The organism is Streptococcus sp. 339, assembly GCF_013277285.1.
GTDB classification, from domain to species: Bacteria; Bacillota; Bacilli; order Lactobacillales; family Streptococcaceae; genus Streptococcus; species Streptococcus pseudopneumoniae.
The window spans coordinates 46,477-69,931 of the sequence record NZ_VMMR01000031.1 but is presented as its reverse complement, the minus strand read 5'-3'; the positions used below and the strand labels follow the sequence as shown (position 1 = coordinate 69,931).

Below are 23,455 nucleotides of genomic sequence, written 5' to 3'. Positions count from 1 at the left end.
GAAAAGAAAAGGAAAAGTGAACATTTTTTTAAATTATTTTTAGTTAAGTGAGGGCATTTTTGTTTGGGGATAAAGAAAATTCCCATGTGCCAGCTTTTGTAGTATAATAGTAAGCAGACAAAAAGATAGGAATGTGTTATGAAAGTATTAGCTTTTGATACGTCTAGCAAGGCTCTTTCTCTGGCTATTTTAGAGGACAAGCAGGTTCTTGCCGAGACGACGATTAATATCAAGAAAAATCACAGTATTGCCCTTATGCCTGCCATCGATTTTTTGATGGCAAGTTTGGATTGGACACCCAAGGATTTGGACCGAATCGTGGTAGCTGAAGGGCCAGGTAGCTACACAGGCTTGCGAATTGCGGTGGCAACTGCCAAGACCTTAGCTCACACTCTGAACATCGAGTTAGTTGGTATGTCGAGTCTCTTGGCTCTGGTGCCCTACCAACAAGAAGGCTTGTTTGTCCCCTTGATGGATGCGCGTCGCAATAATGTTTATGCAGGATTTTATGAAAATGCCAAACCTGTCATGCCAGAAGCGCACCTGCCTTTTGAGCGAGTGATTGAGCTAATCAAGGGGGCTAGTCAGGTAACCTTTGTCGGAGAAGTTGGCCCCTTTGTGAAGCAGATTCAAGAACACTTGCCAAGGACTAATTTCAAAGAAACCTTGCCAAATGCAGCCAATCTAGCTCTTTGGGCTTGGGACAAGGAAGCAGACTCCTTGCACGACTTTGTGCCGAACTACCTCAAACGTGTTGAGGCTGAGGAAAACTGGCTTAAGAACCACACGGAGTCTGGCGAGTCTTACATTAAACGCCTATGATAGAAATCAAACGAACTCAACAGCAGTCTGACTTGGCTCAAGCCATCTACGCTGTTATGGCAGCTGTTTACCCAATCAGTCCGTGGACGCTGGAACAAATCCAAGCAGACCTGGCTCAAGACCAGACTTGGTATGCTCTGGCTTATGATGGGGCAGAAGTGATTGGATTTCTAGCTGTACAGGAGAATCTCTTTGAGGCAGAAGTCCTGCAAATCGCTGTCAAAGAAGCCTATCAGGGTCAGGGAATTGCGTCAGCCTTGTTTGCGACACTGCCGACAGACAAGGAGATTTTCCTCGAAGTCAGAAAATCAAATCAACGAGCGCAAGCATTTTACAAGAAAGAAAAGATGGGAGTCATCGCTGAGCGAAAGGCCTACTACCATGACCCAGTCGAGGACGCCATTATCATGAAGAGAGAAATAGATGAAGGATAGATATATTTTAGCATTTGAGACATCCTGTGATGAGACCAGTGTCGCCGTCTTGAAAAACGACGATGAGCTCTTGTCCAATGTCATTGCTAGTCAAATTGAGAGTCACAAACGTTTTGGGGGCGTAGTGCCCGAAGTAGCCAGTCGTCACCATGTCGAGGTCATTACAGCCTGTATCGAGGAGGCACTGGCAGAAGCAGAGATTACCGAAGGCGATGTGACAGCTGTTGCGGTTACCTATGGACCGGGCTTGGTCGGAGCCTTGCTAGTTGGTTTGTCAGCTGCTAAGGCCTTTGCTTGGGCACATGGACTTCCACTTATCCCTGTTAACCACATGGCTGGTCACCTTATGGCCGCTCAGAGTGTGGAGCCTTTGGAGTTCCCCTTGTTAGCACTTTTAGTAAGTGGCGGGCACACAGAGTTGGTCTATGTTTCTGAGGCTGGGGATTACAAGATTGTTGGGGAAACCCGTGATGATGCGGTTGGTGAGGCTTATGATAAGGTCGGCCGTGTCATGGGTTTGACCTATCCTGCAGGTCGTGAGATTGACGAGCTAGCTCATCAGGGACAGGATATTTATGATTTCCCTCGTGCCATGATTAAGGAAGATAATCTGGAGTTTTCATTCTCAGGTTTGAAATCTGCCTTTATCAATCTTCATCACAATGCCGAGCAAAAGGGAGAAAGTTTGTCCACAGAGGACTTGTGTGCTTCCTTCCAAGCAGCTGTCCTAGATATTCTTATGGCTAAAACTAAGAAGGCTTTGGAGAAATACCCTGTTAAAACCCTTGTCGTGGCAGGTGGTGTGGCAGCCAATAAAGGTCTCAGAGAACGCCTAGCAACTGAAATCACAGATGTCAAGATCATCATTCCACCTCTGCGCCTCTGCGGAGACAATGCAGGAATGATTGCCTATGCTAGCGTCAGCGAGTGGAACAAAGAAAACTTCTCAGGCTTGGATCTCAATGCCAAACCAAGTCTCGCTTTTGATACTATAGAATAAAGAGTCAGCTTAAGGCTGGCTTTTTTGCCCTCTTAAATATCAGAATATTTTGACAAATGATTGTAAATAATGATATAATATGCAAAAGCTAGGAGGTGGTCAGATGATTGAGAGAATGGAATTGGGAGAATTTTACAAGGAATTGCGCTTGGCGAGAAAACTTAAGCAGTCAGATGTGGCCTGTGAGGGTCTAACAGCTTCTCAGTTGTCCAAGTTTGAACTAGGACAGTCTATGCTATCTGCAGATAAGCTCATATTAGCCATCCAAGGGATCAATATGAATTTTGATGAGTTTGGGCACAAGCTCAACAACTATCAAGAATCTCCACATATACGAATCGGTCGAAAGGTTGTGGATCGCTTTGCCCATCAGGATATAGCTGCTTTAGAGCAGCTATTGGAGGAAGTCGATCAAGAACAGATGGCGCAGACCTATCGTCGTTTGAATGCCATTGTGATTAAAAATGCACTCCATTCCTTAGATAAAAGCTACCCGCTAACAGAGGAGGATAGCGAGTTTTTGACTACCTACCTCTACGCTATTGAGTCTTGGACCTGGTTTGAACTCTATCTTTTTTGCAATACTATGCCCTTCTTGAGCAATCAAGATCTGATCTTTTTATCAACCTCCTTACTCGAAAAATCCAAGGAATTTAAAGAGTTAGTACACAATCGATGGTATATGAAAAGTGGTTATCTTAATATCATCTCAGAACTTATGGAGCGCAAGCTATTTTCTTATATTCCAATCTTTGAAGCTGAGCTGGAGCGCATGCTCCGTCCATACGATGTTTTTGAAAAAGTATTGTGGCAGTTTTTAAAGAAAATGCAGATTTTTCTTCAAACCAAAGGAAGCAATCAAAAAGAGATTGAACACTTTATCCAATCTCTGCAAGTATTAGAAAATCCACAATTGATAGCCCTTTTTGAATTGCGTTTGCAGCAATACAAAGAGCTTATCGATTAGTTAGAAATGGGAAAAAGATAATAATATCAGCAACGATCGTTAATAATGTTAAAACTTGTTTCTTCATATTACTTCCCTCCTCATTAGTAATAACTTTATTATATCAGGGAAATAATCAAATCTACCAAAATCGCAAATCTGAAATTTCTATAAGAAAAAATATCAAATATGCGATTTTCTAAAATAAGCCAATTTTCGTGTTATACTGTACTTGTAAAGCACTTGAAGCAAATCCTAGGTAGCAGAAGTGGTTTATAAAAAAATAATTGGAGGAGAAGCATATGACAGCATTTGTACATGAATTAACACGCGAATCAGAAAGATTCAATCAGTCTGAAAGAGTGACAATTACTTTCTTTTGTACAGTATTGTAAAAGATACTCAATTATTAAGTTTATTTTTATACTTATAAAGGTTTTGGAATTTTAATGTAGAAAATGCCAACTGAGGTAATTGCTAAAGAACAAGTCATCATAACAACAGGAGAAAAGAATGTATAAATATAAAATTGTAGACGAAGAAAGTTTGCCTGTCTATGGTTATAAAATTCACATATCGGCAACTCTTGATAATTACAAGGATATCTATAATCTTCTTTCTCCGTTGTTAGATGATAGGAAGATATCTTATAAGTATATATATAGGGAAGAAGATGTGGCTTATAATTTCTCTATTAGAGAATCTCCTGCTAATTCAGGGAAATACTTTACGATTTATCCTAAAAATAACGATGCTTTTCGTAGCATATTAGAACTACTTTATCAAACTATTCCTAAAAATATGGAGGGAATTTATATTCTAAGCGATCGTGCCTATAAAGATTCCAATACAATTTTTTACAGATATGGGTTCTTTAGAGAAGATTTGGAGTATTTAGAAAAAGGTATTCCGACGTTGCTAGGACCAAATGGAGAAAAGTGGCAAGACTATCAAAAAGCATATTTTAACTTACCAGAATGGATTCAAGACATTCAAGAGAATACGTTTATAAAGGATTCATACTTAGCAAGAAATTATAGATTAAAAACCGTACTAACACAGTCAAATGGAGGGAATGTCTATCAAGTAGATTCAGTGATAGAAGGGAAAAAGTATATTTTGAAGGAGTGCCGACCTCATATTATTTCTTTTGGAGGAGTAGAGACTCAAGCACTTAGAAAAAATGAATATGAAATTTCAAAAAAATTATTAGATTGTGTTCCAGCTGTGCGTGAAACTGTTACAGAGTGGATTAACCAATATTATATTTATGAATTTATAGATGGTAGTGATTTATTAAAATACACAAAACCATACTCTATTGTTAGCTATAAGAAGCCTAATAAGGAGTTAAACATTAAGAGATTTAAAAGTTTTTTATTGATTACCAGGGAACTGTTAGAATTGATTGAATATTTTCATAGTCGAAATATTATTTTAAATGATATACATCCTGGAAATTTTATAAAATCAAAGAATAAACTTTACTTTGTAGATTTAGAAAATAGTTATGAGTATGATAATAAACCAGCTATTGGTTTGTATAGTGTAATTAGCTTAAAGGAATGGAACTCTATAGATGGTAAAGTATCTGATTGCCATAAAGTTGGGAATTTACTACTATTTTTGTTGGCTAGATTGCATGTGAAATCAATGGACGATTTATCACAATCATATCATATTTTAAATTCTTTATTGGCTGAATTTGGTTTAAAAACAAATTTTACAAGTATTATAGAAAAACTATTTTCTAAGGATGCAACAGTATCTGATATCCTTAAAGATTTAAACGAAATTTATGTTTATCAAATTGAATCCCTGAATAGTTTAGATGAGTTTCTAACTGGTAAACCGGAAAGGTCTTTTACCATTACTGAGATTATTAATAAAGAACTAGTCAATTTTCAACGATATGAGAATGCTAAAAATAATCAGCTATTACTGCAACATCTGATGCATAGAGAAAAAAATTTAGGACTAGATGGATTGTCTGGCTTACTTATTTTGATGAAAATATATGACTTTGATTGCGATGTTATTGATTATGGAATTAATATCATTATTGAAAAATTAATTGCGACAGATAATGGTAGGATGGTTCCGATAGAATCAAATTTAGTTTCACCTTATCTAAATAATGGGACAGCAGGATTTATTCGTGCTTTGATTTTTATAGATTTTGAAAAGTATACAGATTTAATCAAAGAATTATCTGAAGGATTAATTACAGAATTTGCTCAATATGCAGATTTCTGGAATGGTATGCTCGGGATAGCTGATACATTGTTAGAACTGTATTTTTATTTTAGAGTAAGAAAATATAAAGAAGTTGCATGGTCTTTGTTAAATACAGTAGAGTGCTATGTGAAGTATTCTAAAGCAGATAAGCAAGAGTACCTTTATGTGTTATCTAAGTACATGGAGATGAAGGAGAATTAGTATGAAAGTATTTCTTCAAAACAGAGATTTTAGGCAATTAACTGTCAACCAGTGGATTTCAACGGTTGGGGATACGATTTTTTATCTGGCCTTTTTGAATTATGTGGCAGATGCCTCTTTTGCCCCTCTGGCGATTTTACTCATCACGATTTCAGAAACTCTTCCCCAAGTTCTACAAATCTTTCTGGGAGTTTTGGCGGATTTTCAACATCATCGTGTCCTAAAATATACAATTATTAGTTTTGCAAAATTTTTGCTTTACTCTATAGTGTCTTTATCACTTTCAGGGCAGTCTTTCTCCTTGTTGCTAGTAGCATTTATTTGTCTGATTAACCTCTTGTCTGACACATTGAGTTATTTTTCAGGCGCCATGCTTACTCCGATTTTCATTAGAATTATTGGGCAAGACCATTTGGCAGAAGCTATTGGGTTTAAACAATCAACTGTTAGTTTAGTGAAAACAATCAGTAATATTCTAGGAGGAGTCTTACTAGGTATTCTATCTATCCAGTTTATTTCCTTACTGAACGCTCTTACCTTTTTAATCGCATTTTTAGGTATCATTTTCATAAAAACTGACCTCTTGAAAGTAGAAAAAACGATTAGCTATCAAGAAGGACTCTCTGTAAAATCCTTTTGCCAGCATTTGCTCCAATCATCGAAATTGATATGGAATATGAATAAGGTGCTCTTGGTTTTGTTTATTATTTCTATTAGTCAAGCAGTGATAAATGTTACAGTTCCTGTTTCTACTCTATTTTTGAGGAATCAACCCTTTTTGAATTTACAAACAGGTCAATCTCTTGCCTTGCTATCCACTTTTGAACTGTCAGCCCTGATTGTCGGAAGCCTTGTAAGTGGCTATCTGAAAAATATGATTTCTATAAAAACAGCTCTCTATGCCTCACTCGTCATCCAGTTGCTTCTTCTAGTAGGATTTGCCACAGTTCGTTTTGACTGGATTCTCATCTTTAGTACCTTGGATGCCTTTTTCGCAGGTGTTCTCTCTCCTAGATTGCAAGAACTCGTCTTTAAACAAATACCTGAGGAGTCAATGGGAGCAGTTCAATCTTCTATCGGTGCTATTACGGTTGTTTTACCTAGCTTATTTACAATAGCTTTGGTAACCATTGCTACTAGCTTTGGAACTCTGGCAGTTAGCTTTGTTTTATTGCTATTTCTTCTAGTTGCCTTTGTCATGCTTCTGAATATCCGTGAAAGTATTTAGCGGAGAATTTGTTTAATATATGTTTGAGACTGGATTGCCAGTCTTTTTATGATGGTCAAAATCAGCAGACTTTTTTCTCTTTCCTGAATGTGTTATAATAGTCCATGCTGTGGCTGGAGCCTTTTCAGCCCATTTATTAAGACAATATGAGGAGAAAGATGAAAGAAAAAGGATTTTGGGAGGGGGCGCAGGCAGCCATGCCAACGGCCCTTGGTTATGTCAGTATCGGCCTGGCCTGTGGGATTATTGGTGCGCCCTATGTGACACCTGTAGAGATGGCCTTGATGAGCCTCTTTGTTTATGCTGGGAGTGCCCAGTTTGCCATGTTGGCACTGATTGCGGTTCAAGCTCCTGTGGCAGCTATTGCTATGACGGTTTTTCTAATCAATTTGCGTCTCTTTTTGTTGAGTTTGCATGCGTCGACCTATTTTCGTCATACCAGTCTTTGGCACAATATCGGTATGTCTAGTATCTTGACAGATGAGACCTATGGTGTTTTGATGGGAGAATTGGCCCATACAGACAAGGTCAATCCTATGTGGATGCACGGAAACAATCTCAACAGCTATGTGGCTTGGTTTGTGGGGACAGTAGTCGGAACGGCTCTGGGTGGTCTGTTACCAAATCCAGAAATCTTTGGTTTAGATTTTGCCCTAGTTGGGATGTTTATCGGTATTTTTGCTTCGCAATTTCAGATTATGCAAAGACGGATTCCTGTCCGCAATCTGCTCATTATCCTAGCAGTTGTTGCGGTGTCCTTCTTTTTACTCTTGACAGTGGTGTCTCAGTCGCTAGCTGTTCTCTTTGCGACGCTACTTGGTTGTAGCATGGGGGTGGTTTTAGATGGTCAGTAAGTATCTTTTATTAGCAGTTATTTTCTCTGGTCTTGTGACCTGGATTCCCCGTATGATTCCCTTCATCTTGGTCAAGTATAAGGGCTTGCCTGCGATCGTTGAGCGTTTTTTGAAGTTCTTGCCCGTCTCTATTATTTTTGCCTTGATTCTTTCAAGCGTAGTGGCAGGTAAGGTTGGAAGTTTGCCTCAAATCAAATGGCTGGACTTCTTAGCCGTCTTTCCAACAGCTTGGGTAGCCTTTCGCTACCGCAATCTAGTCGGAACAGTTCTCTTTGGAGTGGTCTTGATTGCCGTCTTGCGTTTGGTCTTTTAATACTCTCCGAAAATCTCTTCAAACCACGTCAGCTTTGCCTTTCCGTAGGTATATGTAACTGACTTCGTCAGTCTTATCTCCAACCTCAAAACAGTGTTTTGAGCAACCTGTGGCTAGCTTTCTAGTTTGCTCTTTGATTTTCATTGAGTATAAATCAGCCATAAAGAAAACTTATCACAGAGATAGATATCATATAATGGCGTAAATGGTCTTTTTCTGTTAAGATTATAAGGTATTCTATTTTGGAGGAAATGACATGAAAAAAATCGTTAAATACTCATCTCTTGCGGCCCTTGCTCTTGTTGCTGCAGGTGTGTTAGCAGCTTGCTCAGGTGGTGCTAAGAAAGAAGGAGAAGCAGCTAGCAAGAAAGAAATCATCGTTGCAACCAATGGATCACCAAAGCCATTTATCTATGAAGAAAATGGCGAATTGACTGGTTACGAGATTGAAGTCGTTCGCGCTATCTTTAAAGATTCTGACAAATATGATGTCAAGTTTGAAAAGACAGAATGGTCAGGTGTCTTTGCAGGTCTTGACGCTGACCGTTACAATATGGCTGTCAACAATCTTAGCTACACTAAAGAACGTGCGGAGAAATACCTTTATGCCGCACCAATTGCCCAAAACCCTAATGTCCTTGTAGTGAAGAAAGATGACTCTAGTATCAAGTCTCTCGCTGATATCGGTGGAAAATCGACGGAAGTCGTTCAAGCCACTACATCAGCTAAGCAGTTAGAAGCATACAACGCTGAACACCCGGATAACCCAACTATCCTTAACTATACTAAGGCAGACTTCCAACAAATCATGGTACGTTTGAGCGATGGCCAATTTGACTATAAGATTTTTGATAAAATCGGTGTTGAAACAGTGATCAAGAACCAAGGTTTGGATAACTTGAAAGTCATTGAACTTCCAAGTGACCAACAACCGTACGTTTACCCACTTCTTGCTCAAGGTCAAGATGAGTTGAAATCATTTGTAGACAAACGCATCAAAGAACTCTACAAAGACGGAACGCTTGAAAAATTGTCTAAACAATTCTTCGGAGACACTTACCTACCAGCAGAGGCTGATATTAAATAATTTCTTGAAATCATCCATTCTGAATAAGATGGGTGATTTCTCAGTTCTTAGATATATAGTTTTAAACTATATATCTGACTATCTAATAACAATTTGTGAAATAAAACAAAGTATGAGATACTAGTACGGTATTATTTTTAAGGAGAAAGAATCATGAAAATCAAAAAATGGCTTGGCCTAGCAGCCCTTGCTACAGTCGCAGGTTTGGCTCTTGCAGCTTGCGGAAACTCAGAAAAGAAAGCAGACAATGCAACAACTATCAAAATCGCAACTGTCAACCGTAGCGGTTCTGAAGAAGCTCGTTGGGATAAAGTTCAAGAATTGGTTAAGAAAGACGGAATCACTTTGGAATTTACAGAGTTCACAGACTACTCACAACCAAACAAGGCAACTGCTGATGGCGAAGTAGACTTGAACGCTTTCCAACACTATAACTTCTTGAACAACTGGAACAAAGAAAACGGGAAAGACCTTGTAGCGATTGCTGATACTTACATCTCTCCAATCCGCCTTTACTCAGGTTTGAATGGAAGTGACAACAAGTACACTAAAGTAGAAGACATCCCAGCAAACGGAGAAATCGCTGTACCGAACGATGCTACAAACGAAAGCCGTGCGCTTTACTTGCTTCAATCAGCTGGCTTGATTAAATTGGACGTTTCAGGAACTGCTCTTGCAACAGTTGCTAACATCAAAGAAAATCCAAAGAACTTGAAAATCACTGAATTGGATGCTAGCCAAACAGCTCGTTCATTGTCATCAGTTGACGCTGCTGTTGTAAACAATACCTTCGTTACAGAAGCAAAATTGGACTACAAGAAAGCACTTTTCAAAGAACAAGCTGATGAAAATTCAAAACAATGGTACAACATCATCGTTGCGAAAAAAGATTGGGAAACATCACCAAAAGCTGATGCTATCAAGAAAGTGATCGCAGCTTACCATACAGATGAAGTGAAAAAAGTTATCGAAGAAACATCAGACGGTTTGGATCAACCAGTTTGGTAATAAGAAACAGGGAGGTGGGAGAGAGAATTCCACCTCTTGCTTTTGTATAGAGCATGGATTGTAAAGAAGACTATAGTTTCATAGAAAGGTAGAGAGAATATGGTTTTTCCTAGTGAACAAGAACAGATTGAAAAATTTGAAAAGGATCATGTAGCCCAGCATTATTTTGAGGTTTTGCGTACCTTGATTTCTAAGAAGTCGGTCTTTGCCCAGCAGGTTGGACTTAAGGAAGTCGCAAACTATCTGGGTGAGATTTTCAAGCGTGTGGGGGCTGAAGTGGAGATTGATGAGACTTACACGGCGCCTTTTGTCATGGCGCATTTCAAGAGTTCACGTCCAGATGCCAAGACCCTGATTTTCTATAACCACTATGACACTGTGCCAGCGGACGGAGATCAGGTCTGGACAGAGGATCCCTTTACGCTTTCGGTGCGCAATGGTTTCATGTATGGACGTGGGGTTGATGACGACAAGGGTCATATCACAGCTCGTTTGAGTGCTTTGAGAAAATACATGCAGCACCACGATGACCTGCCTGTCAATATCAGTTTTATCATGGAGGGAGCGGAGGAATCGGCTTCGACAGACCTGGATAAGTATTTGGAAAAGCATGCGGATAAACTCCGTGGGGCGGATTTGTTGGTCTGGGAACAAGGAACCAAAAATGCCTTGGAACAGCTGGAAATTTCTGGTGGAAATAAGGGGATTGTGACCTTTGATGCCAAGGTGAAAAGTGCTGATGTGGATATCCACTCGAGTTATGGTGGGGTTGTGGAATCAGCTCCTTGGTATCTCCTCCAAGCCTTACAGTCTCTTCGTGCTGCGGATGGCCGTATCTTGGTTGAAGGTTTGTACGAAGAAGTACAAGAGCCAAATGAACGAGAAATGTCCTTGGTGGACACTTACGCTCAACGCAATCCAGGGGAAGTCAGTCGGATTTATGGCTTGGAGTTGCCTCTCTTACAGGAGGAGCGGATGGCCTTTCTAAAACGTTTCTTTTTCGAGCCAGCCCTTAATATCGAAGGGATTCAGTCAGGTTATCAAGGACAAGGAGTTAAAACGATTTTGCCAGCAGAAGCCAGTGCCAAGCTAGAGGTTCGTCTGGTTCCGGGCTTAGAACCGCATGATGTTCTGGAAAAAATTCGGAAACAGCTAGACAAAAATGGCTTTGATAAGGTAGAATTATACTATACCTTGGGAGAGATGAGCTATCGAAGCGATATGAGCGCGCCAGCCATTCTCAATGTAATCGAGTTGGCCAAGAAATTCTATCCACAGGGCGTTTCAGTCTTGCCGACTACAGCTGGGACAGGGCCTATGCATACGGTCTTTGATGCCCTAGAGGTACCAATGGTGGCCTTCGGTCTAGGAAACGCTAATAGCCGAGATCACGGTGGAGATGAAAATGTGCGAATCGCCGATTATTACACCCATATTGAATTAGTAGAGGAGCTGATTAGAAGCTATGAGTAGAGATATTATCAAGTTAGATCAGATCGATGTGACTTTTCACCAAAAGAAGAGAACTATCACAGCGGTCAAGGATGTGACCATTCATATCCAAGAAGGGGATATCTACGGAATCGTTGGATATTCTGGAGCAGGGAAATCAACCCTTGTACGGGTGATTAACCTCTTGCAAAAACCATCTGCAGGAAAAATTACCATTGACGACGATGTGATTTTTGATGATAAGGTGACCTTGACGGCCGAGCAGTTGCGTCGTAAACGTCAAGATATCGGGATGATTTTCCAGCATTTTAACCTGATGAGCCAAAAGACAGCAGAGGAGAATGTAGCCTTTGCCCTCAAACACTCTGGACTCAGCAAGGAAGAAAAGAAGGCTAAAGTAGCTAAGTTGTTGGACTTGGTTGGCTTGGCAGACCGTGCTGAAAACTACCCTTCACAATTATCTGGAGGGCAAAAACAGCGTGTGGCCATTGCGCGTGCCTTGGCAAATGACCCAAAAATCTTGATTTCAGATGAGTCAACGTCTGCCCTTGACCCTAAGACAACCAAGCAGATTTTGGCTTTGTTGCAAGATTTGAACCAAAAATTAGGCTTGACTGTTGTCTTGATTACGCATGAAATGCAGATTGTCAAAGATATTGCCAACCGTGTGGCGGTTATGCAGGACGGGCATTTGATTGAAGAGGGTAGTGTGCTTGAAATCTTCTCAGACCCTAAACAACCTTTAACTCAAGACTTTATCTCAACAGCTACAGGTATTGACGAAGCCATGGTCAAAATCGAGAAACAAGAAATTGTGGAACACTTGTCTGAAAACAGCCTTTTGGTGCAACTCAAGTATGCAGGTGCTTCAACAGACGAGCCGCTTTTGAATGAATTGTACAAGCGTTACCAAGTAACGGCTAATATTCTCTATGGGAATATCGAAATTCTCGATGGTACTCCTGTTGGAGAATTGGTTGTAGTCTTGTCAGGTGAAAAAGCAGCGTTGGCAGGTGCCCAAGAAGCCATTCGTCAAGCAGGTGTACAACTAAAAGTATTGAAGGGAGGACAGTAAGATGGAATCATTGATTCAAACCTATTTACCAAATGTCTATAAGATGGGCTGGGCTGGTCAAGCAGGCTGGGGAACAGCCATCTACCTAACCCTTTATATGACAGTTCTTTCCTTTATCATCGGAGGGCTCTTGGGACTGGTGGCAGGTCTTTTCCTTGTCTTGACAGCGCCAGGTGGTGTCTTGGAAAATAAGGTCGTCTTCTGGATTTTAGATAAGATTACCTCTATTTTCCGTGCGGTTCCTTTCATCATTCTCTTGGCAGTCTTGTCACCCTTCTCTCATCTAATCGTAGGAACAAGCATTGGTCCAAATGCAGCTATCGTACCCCTATCTTTTGCGGTCTTTGCCTTCTTTGCCCGTCAAGTGCAGGTTGTCTTGGCTGAATTGGATGGTGGTGTCATTGAGGCGGCTCAAGCGAGCGGAGCGACTTTCTGGGACATCGTGGGTGTTTACCTATCAGAAGGTCTTCCAGATTTGATCCGTGTGACGACTGTGACCTTGATTTCCCTTGTTGGGGAAACAGCTATGGCGGGTGCGGTTGGAGCTGGTGGTATCGGTAACGTAGCCATCGCTTATGGATTTAATCGCTACAATCACGATGTGACCATCTTGGCAACCATCATTATCATCTTGATTATCTTTACAATCCAATTCTTGGGAGACTTCTTGACCAAGAAATTGAGCCATAAATAAAAAAGGGCTAGGCAATCTGTACATCATTCATAGGAGTTGTCGTTATCGTCAAGACTTGAAATTTTCTGTACTGGTTGCTATCAATCATCACTTTTATGAGTTAGAGAGTTAAGCATTGTGGGGAGTCAATATGCAAAATCTGGGAGAAGTTTTTAAAGAATTGAGAAAGAGTCGGAATGTATCTCTACAGGAGGCGACGGGAGGAGAGTTTACTTATTCCATGCTGAGCAAATTTGAGCGTGGAGAAGCAGACTTATCATCTATGAAATTGATTACTGCCTTAGATAACATCCACTCTGATTTGAATGAATTTATGTACTTGGTACGTGGTTTTTCTCAGAAAAAGGCTTTGGCTTTTCAAGAAAATCTCTGGGAACTATATGATAGAGAAGGGATTGATTCTCTCCACGCCTTGTATGAAGAGACGATTCAAAAGTATAGATCAAGTGGTGAAAAAAGCTATCTTTTACAAATGATTCGTATCAAAAGCCTTCTTGTGTTTTTTGATTCAGAAATAAGGGCAACGGATGAAGAACTGACTTTTCTCTATGACTATTTTTTTACTATTGATATCTGGGGAAATTATGAATTGGAACTATTTTCAACGATTTCTACTTTGTTTCCTCTGCCCCTCTATTTTAAATATTCTAGGGAGATGTTGCAAAAGACGGATTTATTAGGCTCTTTACCTAGTAACAAAGTCGGTATTGATACCATTTTAATTAATGGACTTTTTAAAGCGATAGAGGAAAAGGATAAATTAAAAGCAGACTATTTTGTTTTTCAGATTGAAAAACGAGATCTACCAGAATCTCAAGCTTATCTTAAAATCATTTATATGATTGCTAAAGGGTATTATGATACGATTTTTAAAGTAGAAAATAAGGGTCTTGAAAAAATCCAGAGGGGCATTACAATCTTACAAGATTTAGAGTATATAGATGGTGCAAGATACTATGAAAACTATTTTGCAAATCAGCTTTCAAATAAAGATTTGTAATATATTCTCGTTACATCGACTGATGAAAAATAAATAGCCTTGTAGATGGAGTGATAATTAGTAGTTTCTAGGCGCTAGAGTTTCTATTTTCAGAAAAAATATATTACAAAAAAGTGGGGAGCCCCGCTTTTTTTGTTAGACTGGATTCAATAGAATACTCTTTGAAATGTGAGAAAGACCTGTTATGAAACTATTCTTAAGACATCATTTATTTAGAATACTTACCTTATCGAGGTTTTTAAGCTCAAGTGGAGCTTATATTTATAATCTGGTATTTATTGTTTATGCTGCGAGTCTACCCTTTAAAAATATAGCTGTATTTATGGCGAATATGATTACGATTTTACCTTTCCTATTTACTTTTTATGCTGGGATTAAGGCTGATCATACTCGGAATAAAGCAGGGACAATTATTTGGGTTGGTTGTGTGCAAAGTCTACTATTTCTTTTGATTGCTAGTGTGATTCATGATCAGAACTTCGTGACGTTTGCTTTTATCTGTATGGTTAATATCTGTTCAGATATTTTATCGGATTATACAGCAGGCCTTCGTATGCCGATTATCCAGCATAATATTTCAGAAGATAAGCTCTATGAAGCTTATTCCTTTACTCAGTTTGTTTCCTATTTATCAAATCTAGGAGGTCAAGCCTTAGGAGTGTGGTTACTCACAACAAGCCACCAAGATTTTTCTTTTGTTGCAATTGTGAATGCTGGCTTCTTTTTACTATCTTCTCTTATTTTGTTCAAAAATAGAAGAGAATTGACGCATTTGTCTGTAACAGTAGAGAATGAACCTATTAGTTTACTTCAACAAGTTAAGGCAATCTATGCGGACATGGATGATATCTTTAGACAGAGAGAAAGTAAATCATTGTTTAAAATTATTCTTGTCATTTTGGTAATGAATACTTTGGGAGGAGCTGTTGGAGGTATTTATCACTTTTACTTATTAGACCATACTATCTATCATTTCAGCTATGCTCAAGCCTTATTTTTAATTGAATGTGTTAGCTTGGGAGGAGCTATTCTTGGTAGCCTAACTCCCCATGATTATTTTGGGAAATGGTCTTTTTCAAGCTTGTTATCGCTCAATGCAATTCTGTTTGTATTGCTTGCTACTGCTAATATTTTAGATTTTTCTCCTCTAGTAGGTGTTGTTTGCTTAGCCTTTGTCATGTATTTGATGTCGAAATCAATGCCTAAATTAGATACTCTGTTACTGTCTAATTTGAGTGCGGATGTATTAGCTAGAAGTAATAATCTCTTGAGTATGATTTTTTCCCTAACATTACCCTTGGGGATGTCTGTATTTTCCTTCTTAGCTTTGCAAGATATCAGGCTTTGTTGGTGGGTATTTTTGGTAGTGAGTGTGATAGGGTTGATTTTATCACTAGAAAAAAGAAGTTTTTCAGGTAAAAAAGTTTAACCTAGGCAAATCAGGCTTACTAGAAGGTCTTCCAGATTTGATTCGTGTGACGACTGTAACCTTGATTTCCCTTGTTGGTGAAACAGCTATGGCTGGTGCGGTTGGAGCTGGCGGTATTGGTAACGTAGTCATCGCTTATGGATTTAACCGCTACAATCACGATAAAACTATCTTGGCAACCATCATTATCATTTTGATTATCTTTAAATTCATACTCAATGAAAATCAAAGAGCAAAGTAGGAAACTAGCCGCAGGTTGCTCAAAACACTGTTTTGAGGTTGGAGATAAGACTGACGAAGTCAGTTACATATACCTACGGCAAGGCGACGTTGACGTGGTTTGAAGAGATTTTCGAAGAGTATCAATTCTTGGGAGACTTCTTGACCAAGTCTTGAGCCATAAATAAAAAAGAGCCGCCTGGCTCTTTTTAACTAATCAGATTTTCTGTGCAAATTTTTTACTCAAGGCTTGTCCAATCAAGGCACCCACTAGGGCTCCGATGACAATACTTGCGATAAATAGAAGGACAGTTCCAGGGTTTGGCGCAACCATGATACGGTCGATATATTCTTGCGATTTTCCTCTTGCTAGAAGGGTTGCCATATAGGCTTGGGGTGCAATCCACATGAGTAAGATTGGTCCTGCTGTGCTAAAGGCAAAGAGTATGAAAGAAAGGAAATTCTTAGTTTGGTTCTTGTATTTTCCGAGGTTAGCTACTCCATCTGCTAGCAGCCCACAGATAATTCCAGGAAGGAAGGCACCGGCACCGTGTTTAGTTCCCAAGAAAAAGAGAGCAATAACAAGACCGATAGTGGTAACGGCTCCAAAGCGCGGAACTTTTGCGACTAGAATCATATAGACGCTACCGCCGACAAGGGCAGTAAAAGCAGGCGCATAAAACATGTTTCCAGTTTGGTCAAGGAGATTGCCCAAAAGAACACCAATCCCCATGCAGAGGAAGTAAAGAACTGCAAAAAGCAGTGTAGTTAAGATAGATTTTTCCATGAATTGTCTCCTGATCATTTTTTCACAATTCTCATTTTACCATGGTTTGATGGGATTGTAAATGGATACTAGAAGTTTTTGAAAACGCTTGAAATATGATATAATAGTTTCATAGTTATTTTTAGGAGGATATCATGGGGAGATTTTTAGACTTTGTCTTTAATCGTTTCTTTTTAGGGATGATTGCGACAGCCTTCTTTTGGCTATTAACCTTGGTGGGAGGGATTATCCTTGGTCTAGCGCCTGCTAGTGCCACCTTGATGAGCCTATATGCAGAACATGGTTATAGCTTTCGGGAATACAGTTTGAAGGAGGCCTGGTCTCTTTATAAGCAAAATTTTGTCTCAAGCAACCTGATTTTCTATAGCTTTCTAGGAGTGGATCTAGTTTTGGTTTATGGCCTGTATCTCTTGGTACAATTGCCTCATCAGACCATTGTTCATTTGATTGCGACCTTTTTAAATGTTCTAGTAGTTGCCCTGATCTTTTTGGCTTATACAGTATCTTTGAAATTACAAGTTTATTTTGATTTGTCCTATCGAAATAGCCTTAAACTATCCTTGATTGGCATCTTTATGAGCCTAGCAGCTGTGGTCAAGGTTCTCCTTGGGACCGTGCTACTTGTAGCAATTGGTTACTATATGCCTGCTCTGCTTTTCTTTGTAGGAATTGGGATGTGGCATTTCTTTATCAGTGATATGTTGGAACCGGTCTATGAAAGTATCCATGAAAAATTGGCGACAAAGTAGGATGAAGCAGTTTTGGCTACATACGCTTCTGCGAACCTACAGTTCAGTGATGATCATTATTATTGCGAGTTTTGCAATCTTACTCTCTTACGCTGACTGGGATTCACGGGAAAAGGAAGCCCAGAGAGTAGCCCAGCGTGTAACTGCTAGAACAGTGAGTGAAATTGAATATTACCATAGAGAATCAACCCAGATAGCTCAGGCTTTAGTTGAAAATCAAGCTCGTATTGAGGGAATCTATAAATACTTTAGCCTTAGCATGCCAGACTATTTTTACTGGCAATTAGAGCGGAAAGCTTCGCCTTATGTATCAGTCTCTCTGCATGAAAATGTTGATGACCTCTATGTTCGAAATGATTTTGTAACTGGAGTGGCCATTGCTTTTCAAGATTACAAGGAAGTCTATGTTTCTACTAAAGACAAACGTAGTGGAGAAAAAATCAGGGCTGAGGATTTCAAACCAGCAGGAAATAGTTTTGCCATTCCGGTGTCAGATCCAGTGTCAGATCAAGACTTAGGAGTGATTTACATCTCCTTGGATCCTGCTGTTTTATACCATGCCATTGATAATACTAGAGGTCATACTCCGATGGCAGTAACAGTGACCTCACCTTTTGATACGGAGATTTTTCATATTGGTGAAACAGTTGATAAGGAGAGTGAAAATTGGCTAGTTGGCTTAACCTCTCATGGATATCAGGTTCAGGTGGCAGTTCCCAAAAACTTTGTTTTACAAGGAACAGTGACTAGCTCTGCTTTGATTGTGGGCTTGAGCCTTCTCTTTATTATCATTCTTTATCTGACTTTGAGGCAGACTTTTGCTAATTACCAAAAGCAGGTAGTGGATTTAGTAGAATCCATTCAAGTCATTGCTCAAGGCGAAGAGGGGCGTCGGATTGACATTTCCGAAAAAGATCAGGAATTACTCCTAATCGCGGAGACGACCAATGATATGTTGGATCGCTTGGAAAAGAATATCCATGATATTTACCAGTTAGAGCTTAGTCAAAAAGATGCCAATATGCGAGCCTTGCAGGCGCAAATCAATCCTCATTTTATGTATAATACGCTGGAGTTCTTGCGCATGTATGCAGTTATGCAGAGTCAAGATGAGTTGGCAGATATCATTTATGAATTCAGTAGTCTCTTGCGTAACAATATTTCCGACGAAAGAGAAACTCTTCTCAAACAGGAATTAGAATTTTGTCGTAAATACAGCTATCTCTGCATGGTTCGCTATCCTAAATCTATTGCCTATGGTTTCAAGATAGACCCAGAGTTAGAGAATATGAAGATTCCCAAGTTTACCTTGCAACCGCTGGTAGAAAATTATTTCGCGCATGGTGTTGACCATAGACGGACAGATAATGTGATTAGCATCAAGGCTCTTAAACAGGATGGTTTTGTGGAAATTTTAGTGGTAGATAATGGTCGTGGGATGTCTGCTGAAAAGCTGGCAAATATTCGAGAAAAATTAAGTCAGAGACATTTTGAACACCAAGACAGCTACAGTGATCAAAGGCAGTCTATCGGGATTGTCAATGTCCATGAGCGTTTTGTGCTCTATTTTGGGGAACGATATGCTATTAGTGTAGAGTCTGCAGAGCAAGCAGGTGTTCAGTATCGTATTACAATTCAAGATGAGTAGAAAGGGAGAAAATGTATAAAGTATTATTAGTAGATGATGAGTACATGGTGACAGAAGGTCTGAAACGTTTGATTCCCTTTGATAATTGGGATATGGAGGTCGTCGCAACAGCCAGTCATGCCGATGAAGCCCTAGAATATGTTCAGGAAAATCCCATCGATGTCATCATTTCAGATGTCAATATGCCCGACAAAACAGGGCTTGATATGATTCGGGAGATGAAAGAAATCTTACCAGATGCTGCCTATATCTTGCTCTCAGGTTATCAGGAGTTTGATTATGTAAAAAGAGCCATGAGCCTTAGTGTAGTGGACTATTTGGTCAAGCCTGTTGATAAGGTAGAGTTAGGAAATCTGCTGGAGAAGATTGCAGGTCAGCTTGGAGAGAGAAGAAAGAAAAGTCAGACCCTCAGTCAAGATTTAGATGAGGCTGGATTTGTCAGTTATTTAGGAGGTAAGGAGAATTGGTGGATAGGTCTATCCAAGGAAAAGCAAGGTTCCTTCACCATTCCCTACTATGTATTGGGTCAAGACTGGCAGATTTTCATTTCTGACCAACCCCTAGATGGTTTAGTCGTTACTCCCTTTGAAGCTCCCTATCAAGAACACTTTGAAGGCTGGAAGCTGAATGCTGAGAAAGCCCTCTTTTACGGCTCTGTAAATCTACAACAGTCTCAGAGTCTCTTTGCCTATTACGAACCGATTTATAGGGTTATCATTCAGGGGAATCTCAATCAAATCGTGGAAGAGTTAAACCTCTTGGAGAAAGTGGTTCTTGAAAATACACCGCGTGTTCCGATTACCAAACAGCTTTTTATCCAGTTTGTCATGGATGTCTTTCACTTGTTTGAACATCTCAAAGCTGATGATATGACGGACATTGTCAAAACCATTCATGCTATTCAAGCCTTCGATGAATTGGTTTCTTATATCAAGGAAACTCTGACCAGCTTTTTCGGTCAATACCGTATGAATGAAAATGTGGTCAGTGTGCTGGAAGTCATTGGTCGTGATTACCAAAAAGAGCTTTCCCTCAAGGATATCAGTAAGGCTCTCTTTATCAATCCTGTCTATCTAGGGCAGTTGATTAAGCGAGAAACCGATTCGACCTTTGCAGAGTTACTAAACAAACAACGTATTAAGGCTGCCCAGCAGCTCTTGCTTTCAACCAGTGACAGTATCGAAGATATTTGTTATGCTGTTGGTTACAGTAACCTTGGATATTTCTATAAAGTGTTCCGAAAATTGTGCGGAAAATCGCCAAAAGCTTACCGAAAACAGGTAGAAACGATACTATAAGATTTGTATTCCTTTGCAAAAAGTGCTATAATATGAATAATATTATCAGGAGGTTCTATTATGAAAAAGAAACCAATTTATCTATGGGTCTTGCTAATCTTGTCTGCCCTTATTTCAGCTATGTCTCTGTTTGGAATGTTGAGTCCCTTACCTAGCAAAGAAGCCCTTCGTGCCGCTCAGAAACAAGTTGCAGGGGTCAGTGCTCAGCAATTAGAAGACAACATCAATTACAGCTATAGAGTAGCAGAATCAACTCATTCTATTTTTAATATGGCCTTGATTGTGCTATCTGCTATTTTAGTGGTTGTAGCGATTGTCTTCCTTATTCGTAAGAATTTGCAATATGCAAACTATACTTATGTCGGCTATGTTTTGCTAGCCATTATTGGTTCGATTTATGGCTATGTTGGTTTACAGGATGCTGTGCAGTTAGTTCACGATGAAACCATGCGTTTAGGGATAAGTGTTATTTCACAAGCCGTTAGCATTCTCTCTATCGTCATCAATGTTCTTTTCCTAGCCCTTGTCTTCTACAAGATATGGCGTCAGCAGAAAGCCTTGGCAGAAGAAGAGGAAGCAGAAAATCTTGCTTAAGTATTGACAAAAAAGAGCTATCAAGTTACAATCTTGGTAGTTCTTTTTCGATTAAAAATAAAATCATGGAGGAAAATATGAAGACAATTTCTTTAGTTTATATTAGTTTGAGTGGCAATACTGAGAGTTTTGTGACGCGCTTGAAAGACTATCTCTTGTCCCAGTACGAGGGGATTGAGGTCCAAAAGATTCATATCAAAGATTTGGTCAAGGAAGGCCAAGATTTCTATGAAATGGACCATCCCTATGTCGCTTTTTTGCCAACCTACCTAGAAGGTGGGAATGGCGTGGATAACGGAGATGTCGAGATATTGACGACACCAGTGGGGGATTTTATCGCCTATGGTGACAATGCTAGTAAGTGTTTTGGCGTGGTTGGCTCAGGAAATCGTAACTTTAATAACCAATACTGCCTGACAGCTAAGCAATACAGTCAACGTTTTGGTTTCCCTGTCTTGGCTGACTTTGAAATGAGAGGCATGCTGGAAGATATCAAACGTGTTGCAGCGATTATCGCAGATTTGTATGAGTTGGAAAAGGAGAATTAATACTCAATGAAAATCAAAGAGCAAACTAGGAAGCTAGTCGCAGGTTGCTCAAAGCACAGCTTTGAGGTTGCAGATAGAGCTGACGTGGTTTGAAGAGATTCTCGAATAGTATAAAGTTCTTATAAGAGGTGGTTGAAGTTGTTCAACTGTTTTTTGAGTATAAACAGTCTTTAAGAACGTAAAAAAGCATAAGTTCAGGTCTTCAAAACCTTGTTCTTATGCTTTTTATCATAGAAATATTTGCTGAATTTTCTCTTGAAATGAAACCTTATACTCAATGAAAATCAAAGAGCAAACTAGGAAACTAGCCGCAGGCTGTACTTGAGTACGGCAAGGCGACGTTGACGTGGTTTGAATTTGATTTGCGAAGAGTATTATCTTCATCTCGCGCTTGTCAGTTAACCTGCTTTTCCGATTGCGAGTGCGTAGATAAAGAAGATGGCGAAGCCAAAGAGGAAAATCAATCCCGCAATGGCAAGGTGTTTGAGGCAAGAAGGAAGATTTTTGTTTTCACGCGTTACCAAGGCGTAATTCAAAAGAGCAAAGAAAGGTGTTGTCAGGAAAGAGCCAATCATGGCAAAGCGGAGCATGGTTGAAACCTGACCAGCGAAGAACTTGATAATGACGATACCGATGATAGCAGTGATGGTCATCCAGATGTTCAAAGATTTACGATTGTCCTCTTTTTGACTGATTAGCAGTCGGAGAGATTCCTGATTAACGCGAGAATAGCCATCGATAACAGTTATAACTGTTCCAAAGATACACAGGAAAGCAATAAAGGTAATCAAGTAACGGGACCATTCGCCAAGAACAGAGGCATACATGCCCACGAATTGAGAGATGTATTTGGCTGAAGCAGCTTCAACCGCCTGCCCTGTAGGATACTGAATCAGTGCTCCCAGTGCCACAAAGAAGACGGCTAGGATAGCTGTTCCAATATAACCAGTGTTAAAGTCAAACAGAGCGTCTTCTTTGTTAAAGTTGACGGTCTTTCTCTTTTCAGCTGACCAAAGTGAATTGATAGATGAAATTTCAATAGGAGCAGGCATCCATCCTAGGAGGGAGACGATGAAGGGCAGAGCTGCCATTTGCCAAGGTGTCTTCTCGACAAAATCAGAACTGTATTCTGGATGCTTGACCGCTGCTATGATAACTGCAAGAACAGTTGCAATGGTCAAAGCTGACATGATCCATTTGACCATGCCGTCTAAAAGTTTGTAGCCTCCAAAGAGTAACATAGCCCAAATGATGGCAACGAGAATGAGGGACCACTGAGTGATGCTAAGACCAATCATTGGGAAGGCACTGGCGATGATAGCTGAGCACAGAATGGCAACACCAGCCGTGTTGACCATAGCCGAAAAGACATTGAGAATAAAGAAAATCCAGAGATAGAGTTTTCCTTTTTCGGCATAACCTTCAACCAAAGTCTTTCCAGTATCAGCTGTGTATTCAGCACCAAAACGGAAAAATGGATATTTAAAGACATTGGCTAAGATGACCAAGAGAAGTAGAGACCAACCGTAAGAACCGCCAGCTTGAGTGGAAGATACAATGTGGGAACCTCCAACAGCGGCAGTTGCCATTAGGATTCCAGGTCCCATTGCTTTTAGTTTACTTGTCCAGGTTGATTGATTTAACGAAATAGCTTGCGACATGATAAATACTCCTTTTTGAATTTTCAGAATAATCTGGATATGTAATCTATATTCTACAAAAAACTTTGGGAAAATGCAAGAATATTTTGAAAAAAGATAGAAAATTACAGAAAATTTACAAAGAAGATCTGAAAATAACTACTATGATAGCAATACTCTTCGAAAATCTC

At 39.7% G+C, this 23,455-nt stretch carries 22 protein-coding genes and 1 pseudogene; 21 read left to right on the top strand and 2 right to left on the bottom strand.

From position 1 onward, the window contains the following. Positions 1 to 138 precede the first annotated feature (138 nt). The 16 genes and pseudogenes from tsaB to HT736_RS04380 form a co-directional block, all read left to right on the top strand. On the top strand, positions 139 to 822 hold the full coding sequence (gene tsaB / locus HT736_RS04455; RefSeq protein ID WP_172930785.1) for a tRNA (adenosine(37)-N6)-threonylcarbamoyltransferase complex dimerization subunit type 1 TsaB: 684 nt from the start codon (positions 139 to 141) through the stop codon (positions 820 to 822). Beyond that, positions 819 to 1,256 carry a ribosomal protein S18-alanine N-acetyltransferase gene (gene rimI / locus HT736_RS04450; protein WP_101514815.1) on the top strand — a complete coding sequence of 146 codons (438 nt, stop codon included), beginning with the start codon at positions 819 to 821 and terminating at the stop codon, positions 1,254 to 1,256. The genes tsaB and rimI overlap by 4 nt, the downstream gene beginning before the upstream one ends. Continuing rightward, positions 1,246 to 2,256, top strand: coding sequence for a tRNA (adenosine(37)-N6)-threonylcarbamoyltransferase complex transferase subunit TsaD (gene tsaD, locus HT736_RS04445; RefSeq protein ID WP_100104419.1), 1,011 nt, complete (start codon positions 1,246 to 1,248; stop codon positions 2,254 to 2,256). The genes rimI and tsaD overlap by 11 nt, the downstream gene beginning before the upstream one ends. A 103-nt stretch (positions 2,257 to 2,359) precedes the next feature. Continuing rightward, positions 2,360 to 3,223 (top strand): XRE/MutR family transcriptional regulator, encoded by an 864-nt coding sequence (locus tag HT736_RS04440; RefSeq protein ID WP_054393080.1) that lies wholly within the window; start codon positions 2,360 to 2,362, stop codon positions 3,221 to 3,223. 492 nt (positions 3,224 to 3,715) lie between these two features. Beyond that, positions 3,716 to 5,641: a protein kinase family protein gene (locus HT736_RS04435; protein WP_054393081.1), complete on the top strand. Its 1,926-nt coding sequence runs from the start codon at positions 3,716 to 3,718 to the stop codon at positions 5,639 to 5,641. A 1-nt stretch (position 5,642) separates the two neighbouring features. Beyond that, positions 5,643 to 6,869, top strand: a complete 1,227-nt coding sequence (locus HT736_RS04430; protein ID WP_000862438.1) for an MFS transporter — start codon at positions 5,643 to 5,645, stop codon at positions 6,867 to 6,869. A 158-nt stretch (positions 6,870 to 7,027) separates the two neighbouring features. Beyond that, positions 7,028 to 7,723 (top strand): AzlC family ABC transporter permease, encoded by a 696-nt coding sequence (locus HT736_RS04425; protein ID WP_000659732.1) that lies wholly within the window; start codon positions 7,028 to 7,030, stop codon positions 7,721 to 7,723. Next, positions 7,713 to 8,036 carry an AzlD domain-containing protein gene (locus HT736_RS04420; protein ID WP_000253927.1) on the top strand — a complete coding sequence of 108 codons (324 nt, stop codon included), beginning with the start codon at positions 7,713 to 7,715 and terminating at the stop codon, positions 8,034 to 8,036. The genes HT736_RS04425 and HT736_RS04420 overlap by 11 nt, the downstream gene beginning before the upstream one ends. A gap of 256 nt (positions 8,037 to 8,292) precedes the next feature. Next, positions 8,293 to 9,123, top strand: coding sequence for an amino acid ABC transporter substrate-binding protein (locus HT736_RS04415; protein ID WP_000724930.1), 831 nt, complete (start codon positions 8,293 to 8,295; stop codon positions 9,121 to 9,123). A 153-nt stretch (positions 9,124 to 9,276) separates the two neighbouring features. After that, complete coding sequence (locus HT736_RS04410; protein WP_000694496.1) at positions 9,277 to 10,131, top strand: MetQ/NlpA family ABC transporter substrate-binding protein; 855 nt, start codon at positions 9,277 to 9,279, stop codon at positions 10,129 to 10,131. A 99-nt stretch (positions 10,132 to 10,230) separates the two neighbouring features. Further along, positions 10,231 to 11,604, top strand: a complete 1,374-nt coding sequence (locus HT736_RS04405) for a M20/M25/M40 family metallo-hydrolase (protein WP_000231812.1) — start codon at positions 10,231 to 10,233, stop codon at positions 11,602 to 11,604. Beyond that, positions 11,597 to 12,658, top strand: coding sequence for a methionine ABC transporter ATP-binding protein (locus tag HT736_RS04400; RefSeq protein ID WP_054393083.1), 1,062 nt, complete (start codon positions 11,597 to 11,599; stop codon positions 12,656 to 12,658). Before HT736_RS04405 ends, HT736_RS04400 begins: the two co-directional genes overlap by 8 nt. A 1-nt stretch (position 12,659) precedes the next feature. After that, positions 12,660 to 13,352 (top strand): methionine ABC transporter permease, encoded by a 693-nt coding sequence (locus HT736_RS04395; protein WP_000444653.1) that lies wholly within the window; start codon positions 12,660 to 12,662, stop codon positions 13,350 to 13,352. A 130-nt stretch (positions 13,353 to 13,482) separates the two neighbouring features. Further along, on the top strand, positions 13,483 to 14,352 hold the full coding sequence (locus HT736_RS04390; RefSeq protein ID WP_050223307.1) for an Rgg/GadR/MutR family transcriptional regulator: 870 nt from the start codon (positions 13,483 to 13,485) through the stop codon (positions 14,350 to 14,352). Between the two features lie 184 nt (positions 14,353 to 14,536). Next, positions 14,537 to 15,781, top strand: a complete 1,245-nt coding sequence (locus tag HT736_RS04385) for a hypothetical protein (RefSeq protein WP_025170636.1) — start codon at positions 14,537 to 14,539, stop codon at positions 15,779 to 15,781. 22 nt (positions 15,782 to 15,803) lie between these two features. Then, a pseudogene (locus HT736_RS04380) lies at positions 15,804 to 16,022 on the top strand (hypothetical protein); the annotation flags it as partial. 195 nt (positions 16,023 to 16,217) lie between these two features. On the opposite strand, the gene HT736_RS04375 reads toward HT736_RS04380, so the two are convergent. Continuing rightward, complete coding sequence (locus HT736_RS04375; protein WP_000415698.1) at positions 16,218 to 16,787, bottom strand: MptD family putative ECF transporter S component; 570 nt, start codon at positions 16,785 to 16,787, stop codon at positions 16,218 to 16,220. Positions 16,788 to 16,921: 134 nt separating this feature from the next. Here HT736_RS04375 and HT736_RS04370 point away from each other — a divergent pair, with 134 nt between their 5' ends. The 5 genes from HT736_RS04370 (at position 16,922) to nrdI (ending at position 21,624) form a co-directional block, all read left to right on the top strand. Further along, complete coding sequence (locus HT736_RS04370) at positions 16,922 to 17,536, top strand: DUF624 domain-containing protein (RefSeq protein ID WP_023935553.1); 615 nt, start codon at positions 16,922 to 16,924, stop codon at positions 17,534 to 17,536. Beyond that, a complete protein-coding gene (locus HT736_RS04365) occupies positions 17,514 to 19,184 on the top strand; it encodes a sensor histidine kinase (protein ID WP_078374262.1) in 1,671 nt (556 codons plus the stop codon). The genes HT736_RS04370 and HT736_RS04365 overlap by 23 nt, the downstream gene beginning before the upstream one ends. Positions 19,185 to 19,195: 11 nt before the next feature. Further along, on the top strand, positions 19,196 to 20,482 hold the full coding sequence (locus tag HT736_RS04360; protein WP_172930784.1) for a response regulator transcription factor: 1,287 nt from the start codon (positions 19,196 to 19,198) through the stop codon (positions 20,480 to 20,482). 60 nt (positions 20,483 to 20,542) lie between these two features. Then, positions 20,543 to 21,076 (top strand): hypothetical protein, encoded by a 534-nt coding sequence (locus HT736_RS04355; RefSeq protein WP_023935558.1) that lies wholly within the window; start codon positions 20,543 to 20,545, stop codon positions 21,074 to 21,076. Between the two features lie 77 nt (positions 21,077 to 21,153). After that, positions 21,154 to 21,624, top strand: a complete 471-nt coding sequence (gene nrdI, locus HT736_RS04350) for a class Ib ribonucleoside-diphosphate reductase assembly flavoprotein NrdI (RefSeq protein WP_050209058.1) — start codon at positions 21,154 to 21,156, stop codon at positions 21,622 to 21,624. A gap of 398 nt (positions 21,625 to 22,022) precedes the next feature. On the opposite strand, the gene HT736_RS04345 is transcribed toward nrdI, so the two are convergent. Continuing rightward, positions 22,023 to 23,285, bottom strand: coding sequence for an NRAMP family divalent metal transporter (locus tag HT736_RS04345; RefSeq protein WP_054388107.1), 1,263 nt, complete (start codon positions 23,283 to 23,285; stop codon positions 22,023 to 22,025). Between the last annotated feature and the right edge of the window lie 170 nt (positions 23,286 to 23,455).

Bases quoted from the DNA above. Each gene is read 5' to 3' on its own strand.
- HT736_RS04405 (WP_000231812.1), top strand. From the start codon at position 10,231: ATGGTTTTTCCTAGTGAACAAGAACAGATTGAAAAATTTGAAAAGGAT.
- tsaB (WP_172930785.1), top strand. From the start codon at position 139: ATGAAAGTATTAGCTTTTGATACGTCTAGCAAGGCTCTTTCTCTGGCT.
- HT736_RS04355 (WP_023935558.1), top strand. From the start codon at position 20,543: ATGAAAAAGAAACCAATTTATCTATGGGTCTTGCTAATCTTGTCTGCC.
- HT736_RS04435 (WP_054393081.1), top strand. From the start codon at position 3,716: ATGTATAAATATAAAATTGTAGACGAAGAAAGTTTGCCTGTCTATGGT.
- rimI (WP_101514815.1), top strand. From the start codon at position 819: ATGATAGAAATCAAACGAACTCAACAGCAGTCTGACTTGGCTCAAGCC.
- nrdI (WP_050209058.1), top strand. From the start codon at position 21,154: ATGAAGACAATTTCTTTAGTTTATATTAGTTTGAGTGGCAATACTGAG.
- HT736_RS04420 (WP_000253927.1), top strand. From the start codon at position 7,713: ATGGTCAGTAAGTATCTTTTATTAGCAGTTATTTTCTCTGGTCTTGTG.
- HT736_RS04370 (WP_023935553.1), top strand. From the start codon at position 16,922: ATGGGGAGATTTTTAGACTTTGTCTTTAATCGTTTCTTTTTAGGGATG.
- HT736_RS04345 (WP_054388107.1), bottom strand. From the start codon at position 23,285: ATGTCGCAAGCTATTTCGTTAAATCAATCAACCTGGACAAGTAAACTA.
- HT736_RS04410 (WP_000694496.1), top strand. From the start codon at position 9,277: ATGAAAATCAAAAAATGGCTTGGCCTAGCAGCCCTTGCTACAGTCGCA.
- HT736_RS04400 (WP_054393083.1), top strand. From the start codon at position 11,597: ATGAGTAGAGATATTATCAAGTTAGATCAGATCGATGTGACTTTTCAC.
- HT736_RS04395 (WP_000444653.1), top strand. From the start codon at position 12,660: ATGGAATCATTGATTCAAACCTATTTACCAAATGTCTATAAGATGGGC.
- HT736_RS04415 (WP_000724930.1), top strand. From the start codon at position 8,293: ATGAAAAAAATCGTTAAATACTCATCTCTTGCGGCCCTTGCTCTTGTT.
- HT736_RS04360 (WP_172930784.1), top strand. From the start codon at position 19,196: ATGTATAAAGTATTATTAGTAGATGATGAGTACATGGTGACAGAAGGT.
- HT736_RS04365 (WP_078374262.1), top strand. From the start codon at position 17,514: ATGAAAAATTGGCGACAAAGTAGGATGAAGCAGTTTTGGCTACATACG.
- HT736_RS04390 (WP_050223307.1), top strand. From the start codon at position 13,483: ATGCAAAATCTGGGAGAAGTTTTTAAAGAATTGAGAAAGAGTCGGAAT.
- HT736_RS04440 (WP_054393080.1), top strand. From the start codon at position 2,360: ATGATTGAGAGAATGGAATTGGGAGAATTTTACAAGGAATTGCGCTTG.
- HT736_RS04385 (WP_025170636.1), top strand. From the start codon at position 14,537: ATGAAACTATTCTTAAGACATCATTTATTTAGAATACTTACCTTATCG.
- tsaD (WP_100104419.1), top strand. From the start codon at position 1,246: ATGAAGGATAGATATATTTTAGCATTTGAGACATCCTGTGATGAGACC.
- HT736_RS04425 (WP_000659732.1), top strand. From the start codon at position 7,028: ATGAAAGAAAAAGGATTTTGGGAGGGGGCGCAGGCAGCCATGCCAACG.
- HT736_RS04430 (WP_000862438.1), top strand. From the start codon at position 5,643: ATGAAAGTATTTCTTCAAAACAGAGATTTTAGGCAATTAACTGTCAAC.
- HT736_RS04375 (WP_000415698.1), bottom strand. From the start codon at position 16,787: ATGGAAAAATCTATCTTAACTACACTGCTTTTTGCAGTTCTTTACTTC.